General features: G+C 67.0%; 14 protein-coding genes. 1 reads left to right on the forward strand and 13 read right to left on the reverse strand.

The window, feature by feature from the left end; translation table 11 throughout:
* Nucleotides 1-295 precede the first annotated feature (295 nt).
* Both HNV26_RS35595 and HNV26_RS35600 read right to left on the reverse strand, forming a co-directional pair.
* Nucleotides 296-802, reverse strand: a complete 507-nt coding sequence (locus tag HNV26_RS35595; protein WP_225888784.1) for a tetratricopeptide repeat protein — start codon at nucleotides 800-802, stop codon at nucleotides 296-298.
* A gap of 59 nt (nucleotides 803-861) precedes the next feature.
* Nucleotides 862-2,028, reverse strand: coding sequence for a DUF1521 domain-containing protein (locus HNV26_RS35600; protein WP_171445579.1), 1,167 nt, complete (start codon nucleotides 2,026-2,028; stop codon nucleotides 862-864).
* A 264-nt stretch (nucleotides 2,029-2,292) separates the two neighbouring features.
* Between HNV26_RS35600 and HNV26_RS35605 the strand changes: the two genes are divergently transcribed.
* Nucleotides 2,293-2,517, forward strand: coding sequence for a hypothetical protein (locus HNV26_RS35605; RefSeq protein WP_002640925.1), 225 nt, complete (start codon nucleotides 2,293-2,295; stop codon nucleotides 2,515-2,517).
* A gap of 196 nt (nucleotides 2,518-2,713) precedes the next feature.
* Here the strand turns inward: HNV26_RS35605 and HNV26_RS35610 are convergent, their stop codons facing one another.
* The 11 genes from HNV26_RS35610 to sctQ form a co-directional block, all read right to left on the reverse strand.
* Nucleotides 2,714-3,091 carry a hypothetical protein gene (locus HNV26_RS35610; protein ID WP_011552530.1) on the reverse strand — a complete coding sequence of 126 codons (378 nt, stop codon included), beginning with the start codon at nucleotides 3,089-3,091 and terminating at the stop codon, nucleotides 2,714-2,716.
* 98 nt (nucleotides 3,092-3,189) lie between these two features.
* Entirely contained in the window at nucleotides 3,190-3,768 is a 579-nt protein-coding gene (locus HNV26_RS35615; protein ID WP_171442854.1) for a hypothetical protein, read from the reverse strand.
* A gap of 93 nt (nucleotides 3,769-3,861) precedes the next feature.
* Nucleotides 3,862-4,338 carry a SycD/LcrH family type III secretion system chaperone gene (locus HNV26_RS35620; protein ID WP_171442855.1) on the reverse strand — a complete coding sequence of 159 codons (477 nt, stop codon included), beginning with the start codon at nucleotides 4,336-4,338 and terminating at the stop codon, nucleotides 3,862-3,864.
* A 4-nt stretch (nucleotides 4,339-4,342) separates the two neighbouring features.
* The gene (locus HNV26_RS35625) at nucleotides 4,343-4,822 is read right to left on the reverse strand and encodes a hypothetical protein (RefSeq protein WP_026113929.1); all 480 of its coding nucleotides are present in this window, start codon (nucleotides 4,820-4,822) and stop codon (nucleotides 4,343-4,345) included.
* 47 nt (nucleotides 4,823-4,869) lie between these two features.
* Nucleotides 4,870-5,154, reverse strand: a complete 285-nt coding sequence (locus tag HNV26_RS35630; protein WP_011552525.1) for an EscU/YscU/HrcU family type III secretion system export apparatus switch protein — start codon at nucleotides 5,152-5,154, stop codon at nucleotides 4,870-4,872.
* Between the two features lie 43 nt (nucleotides 5,155-5,197).
* A complete protein-coding gene (gene sctU, locus HNV26_RS35635) occupies nucleotides 5,198-6,277 on the reverse strand; it encodes a type III secretion system export apparatus subunit SctU (RefSeq protein ID WP_171442856.1) in 1,080 nt (359 codons plus the stop codon).
* Between the two features lie 22 nt (nucleotides 6,278-6,299).
* Entirely contained in the window at nucleotides 6,300-7,118 is an 819-nt protein-coding gene (locus HNV26_RS35640; protein WP_171442857.1) for a flagellar biosynthetic protein FliR, read from the reverse strand.
* Nucleotides 7,115-7,378 carry a flagellar biosynthesis protein FliQ gene (gene fliQ, locus HNV26_RS35645; protein WP_002637061.1) on the reverse strand — a complete coding sequence of 88 codons (264 nt, stop codon included), beginning with the start codon at nucleotides 7,376-7,378 and terminating at the stop codon, nucleotides 7,115-7,117. Before fliQ ends, HNV26_RS35640 begins: the two co-directional genes overlap by 4 nt.
* 12 nt (nucleotides 7,379-7,390) lie before the next feature.
* Nucleotides 7,391-8,215 (reverse strand): type III secretion system export apparatus subunit SctR, encoded by an 825-nt coding sequence (sctR, locus tag HNV26_RS35650; protein ID WP_020477619.1) that lies wholly within the window; start codon nucleotides 8,213-8,215, stop codon nucleotides 7,391-7,393.
* A gap of 11 nt (nucleotides 8,216-8,226) precedes the next feature.
* Nucleotides 8,227-8,913, reverse strand: coding sequence for a flagellar biosynthetic protein FliO (locus HNV26_RS35655; RefSeq protein WP_171442858.1), 687 nt, complete (start codon nucleotides 8,911-8,913; stop codon nucleotides 8,227-8,229).
* A gap of 118 nt (nucleotides 8,914-9,031) precedes the next feature.
* On the reverse strand, nucleotides 9,032-9,470 hold a 439-nt coding region (gene sctQ / locus HNV26_RS35660), incomplete at its 5' end, for a type III secretion system cytoplasmic ring protein SctQ (RefSeq protein WP_171452990.1).

Below are 9,470 nucleotides of genomic sequence, written 5' to 3' on the forward strand. Positions count from 1 at the left end.
TCCGGACCGTGAGCGCGCCGAGGCGCAGCTCATGCTCCAGAAGCAGCAGGAGGCCACCGCCTTCGTGGCCAACCTGATGAAGAAGCTCAACGAGATCGCGATGTCCGTCATCGGCAAGATCTAATCCTGCCGCTGTCACGCGACTCTCGGAGCCGGCTTCCCTCTCGGGATGCCGGCTCCTTGCTTTTGCGGGCTCGAGCGCCTCACCCGAAACGACGAAGCCCGGACTGCGCGACGACTCGCGCGGCCCGGGCCTGGTGCGTGTTGCGATGAAAAGGGGCATTGCCCCCGGGGCCTACCGCGACTTCTTCACCTGGTCGGCCTGCTGCTTGAGGGTGCGCAGCGTCGCGTGGGCGCGCTGCGTGGCACGGCGTTTGAGGCCCGGGTCCAGTTGGATGGCCTTGCTGAGGTCCGCGAGCGCCTCGGGGACATTGCCCCGGCGCAGCTGGATTTCACCCCGGCCGACCAGCGCGTCCACGTGGCCGTCGTTGAACTGGAGCGCCAGCCGGAAGGCGTCGAACGCTTCGTCAAAGCGCTCCAGCGTCATGAGGGTCGCCCCGAGCTGCGCGTGGAAGACGGCGTCGGTGGGCGAGGCGGCAACGAGCCCCTGGAAGATCTGCAGGGCCTGCTGCGAGCTGCCCGCCTGGAGGAGCTGATAGGCCTTGTCCGCCCAGGCGTAGAGCTGCGTGTTGGAGAGGTTGAGGAACTGCCCCAGGGTGATTTCGCCGCGGATCACCGCCTCGGCGAGCGCCTCCGGGACGACGACCTTCTCTTTTTCACCCCGGGGGGCGGAGTCACTCACGACAGCCTCGAGAAGGGCCAGGCAGTCCCCCACCTGGCCCGATGAAGTACGTCCAGCGGCTAGAACGACTGGGGACCGCGGAAGCGGACCATATCATTCAGCTTGGACAGCTTCTCCAGCGTCCCGAACATGTCCCCCAGCGCCTTGAAGGACTGGGTCAGCCCGGACTTGTGCTGGTTCTTGTCGTAGGCGCCGAAGAGGTCATCCGCCTTGCGGAACGGGTTGAAGCCGTTCGCGTTGGTGTTCTTGAGCTGGTCGAACACCTTGCTGATGGAGTCGAACGTCTCGTTCAGCTTGTTCAGCTCGGGCTTGGCACTGCTCATGTCCCAGGGCAGCGGCTTCACCTGGGGCAGGTTGGTGTTCATGTCCCAGTTCTGGGCCACCTCACCCGCCGCGGGGGAGTCCGCCGCCGCCGAGTAGTTGAAGGCCATGGTGCGCCGCTCGGTGATGACGGCCTCGCCCACCTTGTGCACGTCGCCGCCGTTCTCATGGCCGATAATCTCCTTGCCATGGAACGTCCAGTCGGCCGCGTTCTGCCCCATGTGGAAGACGTCCGCGGACTGGTTCGAGTGGAAGCGGACGACCTCGTCCATGCCAGTGTTGGTGACCTTGCCGACCTTGCCCTTGCCCTTGTCGATGTCCGTCACGCGCACGTGGCTGTCGCCGTAGACGACGTCCAGCTGGCCCGTCACCGTCATGCCGTTGCCCCAGGGCTTGCAGGTGCAGTTGATGCGGGTGCCGTCGCCCAGGACGAAGGAGGTGTCGCGCTTGAAGTCGAACTTGCCGCCGTCGCTCTCGTCGACGTGCGGGTCACCCCAGACGCGGGTGTTGTTGCCGTCCGGCCCCGTCACGCGCCACTCGAACTGGCCCAGCTGCTCGATGGTGTAGCCACCCGGGGTGGTGATCTTCCCGGTGCCCTCTTCCACCTTCAGGGAGTGGGCCTCACGCACCGCGTCGAGGGGGTTGGGACGCTCGGCCGGGAAGGCGGCGTTGGCGCCCGTCGCACCCGCCTGCTTCGTGGGGGCCGCGGCCTGGGACATCTGATCCACGGCCTTGCCAGCGACGTTCACCGCCTTGCCCGCGAGGTCAACGGCCTTCTCAACCAGATTCAGCGTCGACTCGATGAGCTGCGCGTTGCGCGCGATCGTCGAGGTGTTGACGTTGCCCACGCCCTGCGTCGTGGTGAGCTGCCGGTTACCGCCAACTCCGCCGATGCCGTTCGACATATTCGGTGCTCCCTGGGGAGGGGGAAATGTTCGATGCTGCTTCACCGTGATTTTCGGCGTTCAGCGCTGGGAGTTTCGCCTCGGTACGTCGCTTTTCTTAAAAGGAGGGACGCGCCGATCACGCGGGGCGGGGGCACCTCTTGCCAGGGCGGGAAAAAGAATCAGAAAATCCCGAGGAAACTTCCGGCCCCCTTTCTCCCATAATCCTTTTGTAAGCAGCGCCGCCGCAAACCACCCGCTTCCCAAACTTTCTGGAGAACGCAAATGACCACCGCCACCACCGCCGCCGCCGCCGCCACGAAGGCCCTCGGAGCCAGCCAGGGTCTCTCCGCCCTCGAGCAGAAGTCCCTCTCCGGCCTGACCGGTCCGGACCGTGAGCGCGCCGAGGCGCAGCTCATGCTCCAGAAGCAGCAGGAGGCCACCGCCTTCGTGGCCAACCTGATGAAGAAGCTCAACGAGATCGCGATGTCCGTCATCGGCAAGATCTAATCCCGCCGCTGTCACGCGACTCTCGGAGCCGGCTTCCCTCTTGGGATGCCGGCTCCTTGCTTTTGCGGGCTCGAGCGCCTCGCCGCGCCGCCCACTCCCCTTCCCCAGCACCCCGCAAAGCAAAACCGCCGCTCCGGTCAGAGACCCGGGCGGCGGCTTCAAGGACAGGCGTGCGGCGGGGCCGCTCGCGGTCGGGCTACTCGCCCCACATGTCCTTGAGGAGCTCCTTGCGACGGCTCATCAGCTTCCCGAAGAAGTTGTCGTCCCGCATCTTCTGGAACATCGCGTTCGTCTCGTGCTTCTTCGTCGTCGACTCGGCGTGCGACTTGACGTCGTCGGCGGAGGCGTTCGGGTTGCTCTTGAGGAAGGTCTCCATCTCGCCCTGGACCTTCTCCTTCACCGTGTTGATCCGGCCTTCGCCCAGGTACTGGAGGCTGCCCTTGATCTCCGGCTCGTTCATCCGGTCCACGGCGGAGTTCAGCACGCCTTCCCACGCCTGCTTCTGGGCCTCGGGGGTCGTCGTCGTCGACTTGCGCGTCGTCGCGGACGCGTTGTTCGCAATCTTGGTGGTCACGGGGAAATCTCCTCGGAAAAAAGGACGTCTCGAGGGAGTTATCGCCGGCGCCAGGCCCCAAGTTGCGTCCCTCGGGCCCAGGCGCCGACGCGGTGCGACTAGCCCTTGAGCTTGCCCAGGCTGGGGTTCTTCATCCAAGCCTTGAAGGACTCCAGGTCCTTCTGCTCGGCCTTGACGTCCGGCGGCGCGGCCGGCGGAGGCGGCACGTCCCCCGTCAACGACGCGTGCTTCTTGCTGCTCGTCTCGAAGGCGTCCTTCGCACCACCCGGCCCGACGGGGGCCTTCGGCGCGGCGGCCGGAGCCGCCGTGGCGGCGGGCGCGGCGGCGACCTCGTCGGTGGAGAAGCCGCGGGCGTTCAGGTACGCCTGCATCCACTCCACGGACTCCACCAGCACGGGCGGCATGGTGGCCAGGGCCGGCGTCTTCGTCGCCTCGTTCAGGTGCCGGGTAAAGGCGTCCTTCACATCCTGGTAGAGCTGGAAGCTCAGCGAAGCACCGGGCTTGGTGTTGCCCAGCAGCGCGGACATCTTCCGCATCACCTGCTGCAGCGTCCCCGTCGCGGACTTCGCCTGGTTCTCCAGCTCGGTGACGAGACGCTCGCGCTTGGCGACCAGTTCGGGCGGGGCCTCCGGAGGCATCTGGGCGGGAACGCGCGGATCAGGATTCGGGTTCGACATGTCAACGACCTCCCTGACGACGAAGAATTGAGCGTCGGGCAGCCTACCAGACTCCCCGGAAGAACAGTCGATTCCGGATGTGAAATGCGGCCGTCAGCGGCGGCTCAGGGCGGAGATCATGGCCGCCGCCTTGCGCACCACGGGGTCATCCCCCGGCTGCATCGCCGCCGCCCGGCGCAGGTCCTCCAGCGCCTGGGGCTTCTGGCCCATGGCCAGCTTCACTTCCGCGCGCCCCACATAGACAGACGGATCATGCGGCGTCAGCTTGGCGGCCACGTCGAAGGCCGCCAGCGCCCCCTGCCCGTTCCCAGCCGCCATCTCCACCACGCCCAGGGCCTTGGCGAAGTAGGCGTCCGTCGGGTTGACGGCATACAGGCCCTGGAAGAGCGTGCGCGCCTCGCTCACCCGGCCTTGATAGAAGAAGTAGTAGGCCGTCTTGGCGATGGCGTAGAGCTCTTCATCCGAGTAGCCACGCACGTCCCGCAGCGTGGCCTTGCCATCCGCCCAGCGCTGCAGGAGCGCGTCCAGCTTCGCCTCGTCCTTCGGATCATCCGGGTCCAGGGCGGCCATGACGCTAGTAGCCCTCGTCCTTCTGCGCGTCCCACATGCGGCGGATGATCTCCTTCGTCTCCTCGTTCACCTGATCCACCAGGGAGAGCATGGCGGACTCGCGGTGCAGCAGCGCCTTGAGCCGCTCCAGACGGTCGGGCGCCGCCTTCACCTTGCCCAGGCCCCGCTCCAGCATCCGGCGCTGGTCCTCGTGCCCCCGGCCCGCAACGCTGGACAGGTGGGGCCGGTCGCTGAACCGCTCCAGGTCCGCCTCGTGCCCGCCGGGGTGCGGCGGCAGCGGCAGGCGGAGCTCCTCCGAAGAGTGCGCCGGACCGATGAAGTCCAGCAGCGCCGCGGACGCGAGCGCCGGGTTCTTCGGGTTGCCCGTCTTGCGGAGCTTCTTCCGGTCGACCTGCGCCGGGTCGACGAGCCGCTCGCGGACGCTGCGGGGACCGCCCCAGGGCCACAGGGACGTATTCGGAGGCGGATTGTTGATTCTGGCCATCGTGATACCGAACCTCACTCCAGATGGGTGGGGGACGTCCAGCCCCCCTAGCGCCTGGCAGCCGCGGCCGCCTGCTCACGTTGCAGTTCGTAGACGAAGTTCAGGACCTCGGCCACGGCGTCATACAGCTCCTCGGGGACCTCCTGGCCCACCTCCACGCGGTAGAGCGCATTGGCCAGGTTCACGTTCCGCATGAGGGGGATGTTGTGCTCGCGGGCAATCTCGCGAATCTTCTCCGCCTTGAGCCGCATGCCCTTGGCCACCACGCGCGGCGCGCCGTCCTTCTCCTTGTCGTACTTCAACGCGATGGCGATTTCGGCGTCGTCACTCATGGGAGGCCCCGCTGTCCCTGCATGATAGCCACACCCGGCCGCCTCACGCGCGGCCCTCGGGGGCCGGCTGGCCGGACTTCAAGCCGTAGACGAAGTTGAGGACCTCGGCGACCGCGTCGTACAGCTCCTCCGGGACTTCGTGCCCCACCTCCACCCGCAGCAGGGCGTGGGCCAGGGGGACGTTGCGCAGCGTGGGCACGTCCTGCTCGCGGGCAATGGCCTTGATGCGCTCGGCCTTGAAGTCGATGCCCCGGGCCAGCACGCGCGGCGCGCCATCCTTCTCCCGGTCGTACTTGAGGGCCACCGCGACGTGGTCCGGGTTGGTGACGATGACGTCGGCCTCGCGCACGGCCTCCATCTGCGCACCCTCCATGATCTCCTGGTGCATCTCCTTGCGCTTGGCCTTGTGGTGCGGGTCGCCCTCGCTCTGCTTGTACTCCTTCTTCACCTCCTCCTTCGTCATCATCATGTCCTTCATGAAGGACTTGCGCTGCCACCAGACGTCGAAGACGCCGAAGAGGACGAAGAGGAGCGCCACCCGCGTGGCCACGCGCGTCACCAGCTCTCCCATGATGGCCATGATGCCGCGCGTGTCCTGCCGCAGCGTTTCGGCCACCATGGGCATGGAGTCGCGCACCACGCCGTAGACGACGTAGGCGGTGACGGAGATTTTGATGAGGTTCTTCAGCAGTTCAACAATCGCCTTCTTGTTGAACAGGTTCTTCATTCCTTGGATGGGATTGAGCTTCTCCATCTTCGGAATCAGCGGATCCATGGTGAAGAGCGTCCCCACCTGGAGGTACTCCATCAGCCCGCCGACAATGGCTCCGCCCGCCAGCACCGGCAGCGACACCAGCACCACCGCGCGCACGCCCAGGTAGAGCAGCTGCCCGGTGGCCACCGACAGGTCCACCGGGTTCGTCAGGTGGTCGAAGGAGAACAGGAAGAGCGACGTCAGCTCCGTCTCCAGCATGTCCCAGCTGCCTTTGACGGCGGCCAGCCCCACCAGGAGCACGCCCACGCCGCTGAGGTCCTTGCTCTTCCAGACCTGCCCCTTCTTGCGTGAGTCATCCAGCTTCTTCTGGGATGGCTCTTCTGTTTTTTCGCCGCTCTCGTCCGACATGGCGCGTCCCGGATGAAGAGGCTCAGGACAAGAGCCGCAGGGCTTGGTTGAGGGTCCGCAGCATGACGACCATCTCCCCCTGCATGCGGTCCATCAGGGCGCCGAGCACCAGGAAGACGAGGAGCACGCTCACCAGGGGCTTGACGGACATGGAGATGAAGAACACCTGGATTTGCGGCGCCACGCGGTTGATGGCGCCCAGCGCCACGTCGGTGAGGAAGGTCGCCAGCATCGCCGGAGCGGCCAGCGCCAGGCTCACCCGGAGCAGGTCCGCGAACACGCGAATCATCAGGTCGAAGAAGGGCCACGGCCCGTCGTGGAAGCGCGGGAAGCCGTCCAGCGGCACCGCCACCAGGCTGTCCGCCAGCGCATCGATGACCAGGTGGTGCCCGTTCAGCGTGAGGAACAGCACCACCGCCAGCTGCACCTTGAAGCTGGAGAACAGCGTCACCTGCTGCCCGAGCTGCGGCACGTACAGCTGCGCGTTGTTGCTGCCGGACATGGTGTCCACCAGGTTGCCGGCCACGCGCGCGGCTTCGAACAGCGTGTTGACGACGAAGGCAATGGTGAAGCCGACGAACACCTCCTTCGCCATCAGCGCGATGTACGGCAAGGCGCTCAGGGGGATGGACGTCACCGAGCCCGCGATGAGGGGGTAGAGGACGATGGAGAGCGTCAGCCCGATGCCCATCTTCAGCTCGGTGGGGACCACCTCACCGCCCAGGAAGGGGCTGAAGATGAGCACGGGCATCACCCGGCACATCACCAGCGCCACCGTGAAGATGACGGCCGAGACGTTGGCCCGGGTGCCCAGCTCTGCGACGAGGTCCGCGACGTTCATTTGATGAGCGCGGGGAACCTGTCGAAGACGTGGAACGTGAAGCGCACCAGCTGGCTTCCAATCCAGGGGCCGGCCAACGCGAGGACGCCGAACACGGCGACGACCTTCGGCGCGAAGGTGAGCGTCTGCTCCTGGATCTGCGTGGTGGCCTGGAACAGGGAGATGATGAACCCCACCAACAGGCTCATCAGCACCGGCGGCGCCGACGCGACGAGCACCAGGAACAGGGCCTCCTGGGTGATGAACGTGAGCTGATTCATGGAGCCCTCTCCCTACAGGTAGCCGACGACCAGGCCCTTGGCGATGAGATACCAGCCGTCCACGAGCACGAACAGCAGCAGCTTGAACGGCATGGAGATGGTGGTCGGCGACAACATGTGCATGCCGAGCGCCAGCAGGATGTTGGCCACCACCATGTCGATGACGATGAACGGCACGAACAGGAGGAAGCCTATCTGGAAGGCTTCCTTGAGTTCGGACACCACGAAGGCCGGGATGATGACCATGAAGTCATTGCTCTCCACGGCGTCGCGGTCCTCGCCCTTGCGCATCTTCTTGGCGAGGTTGAAGAAGAGCGCCCGGTCCTTGGTGGTGACCTTCTTGATGAGCCACTCGCGCAGCGGCTCCTTGGACTTGTTGGCGGCGCCCAGCATCGAGCCCACCGTCTCCGAGGAGAACACGCCGGGGCCCTTGGCCCAGATGTCCAGGCCGGCCGCGCGGTACATCTGCTGGCCCACTGGGGCCATGATGTAGACGGTGAGGATGATGGCCAGGCCGGTGATGACCTGGGTGGGCGGAATCTGCTGCGTGCCCAGCGCCGAGCGGACGATGGAGAGCACCACCGAAATCTTCACGAAGCTGGTCGCCATCATCAGCGCGAAGGGCACCAGGCCCATGGCCGCGAGCGCCAGGATGAGGATGAGCGGGCGCGACGCGAACGAGTCGCTGTTGACGGCCTCGTTGACCACCGAGTCGGGGATGGCCGCGCCGCCGCGCTTCTGGGCGAGCGCGGCGAAGGGATGAACGGCGACCACGGCCGCGAACAGCCAGGGCGGGACGCGCGGGAGACGGGAACGGGCGGAGGAAGGGAGGTTCACGGGCACGGTCGTCAGGAGCCGGGGGGCTGGGAAGGCGGGCCACCACTGCGGCGGGAGAGGAGCTTCTGGAGGAATGGGCTCAGTGGAACTGCGTTCGTCTGCGGGCGCTGCGCGCGGATGCGCTCCACCGCCTCCACATCCAGCTTCGACAACAGTTGCAAGCCGCCCTCGCCGCCGCCCAACAGCAGGTATTCGTCCGCGGCCTTCACCACGAAGAGGCTGCGGCGCTGGTCCAGGGGCAGACGCTCCACCACTGAGACGAGGGGCTGGCGGCCCGCGGCCGCCCCCTGGAGCCCCATCAGCTTCCGCAGCCCCACGTTCAGCGTGAGGTAGATGGACGCAACCACCACGCCCAGCACGAGCAGCGTGCGCACCAGCGTCCAGCCCAGGCTGTCCGTTTCCTCGGACTCCGCCAGGGTGTCCCCACCCGCGCCGCTCCGGGCCGCCTTCGCGGACTCGCGAGCAGACAGCTCCGCGTCCAGGGCCCGGTCCGCTTCCAGCAACTCGACGTCGGCCTTGGGGTCCGCCTTCTCAGTGGCCGGTGCTGGCGTCGCAGGCGAAGCAACCGCGGGTGCCGGAGGCTGGGCAGGCTCCGCGGGGGGCACCACCGGCTTCACGGTGGGTGCGGACGTGGACGGAGCCTGGGCCATGGCGGCGGGCGGCGCGAACACCAGCGCGGCACCAAGCAACAGGCGCATGAGGGGGGGACGGAGGACTGCCATGGCTGGGCGCGAGGCTAGTGCATCGGCCGGAGGACCGCCACGGGCCCACGCCCGGCCAGCCGCTCCTGCTCGCCTGCCCTGCCCCGACTGGGACTCAGCTCGCCAGGGTGATGATGCGCACGCCGAGCTGGCCTTCCAACTCCACCAGCTCACCCCGGGCCACCACCTTGCCATTGACGGACAGCTCCACCGGCTCTCCCGGCCCCCGGTTCAGCTCGAGGACCTGACCGGTGCGCAGCCCCACCACCTGCTGCGCGGTGACGGGCACGCGCGCCAGCTCCACCGCAATCTGCAGGGGCACGTCTCCGAGCAGGTCGCTTCCGTCCGGCTTGCTCACATCGTCCAAGGCCGCCCCTTCCAGTTCCGGAGGCACGTCCAGCTCCGGGTTCGTGAAGTCCTCTTCTTCATCCCCAGGCTCCGCGCTCGCCTCGTCCGCGGAGCCCGGGTGGCCCGGCGCTCCTTGAACGAAATCGGTGATGCGCGCCTGATAGCGCCCGTCCTCGCCGACGAACACCTCCGCCTCGGCCCACCCC

The sequence above is a fragment of the Myxococcus xanthus genome, assembly GCF_013116825.1.
In the GTDB taxonomy this organism is placed as follows: domain Bacteria; phylum Myxococcota; class Myxococcia; order Myxococcales; family Myxococcaceae; genus Myxococcus; species Myxococcus xanthus_B.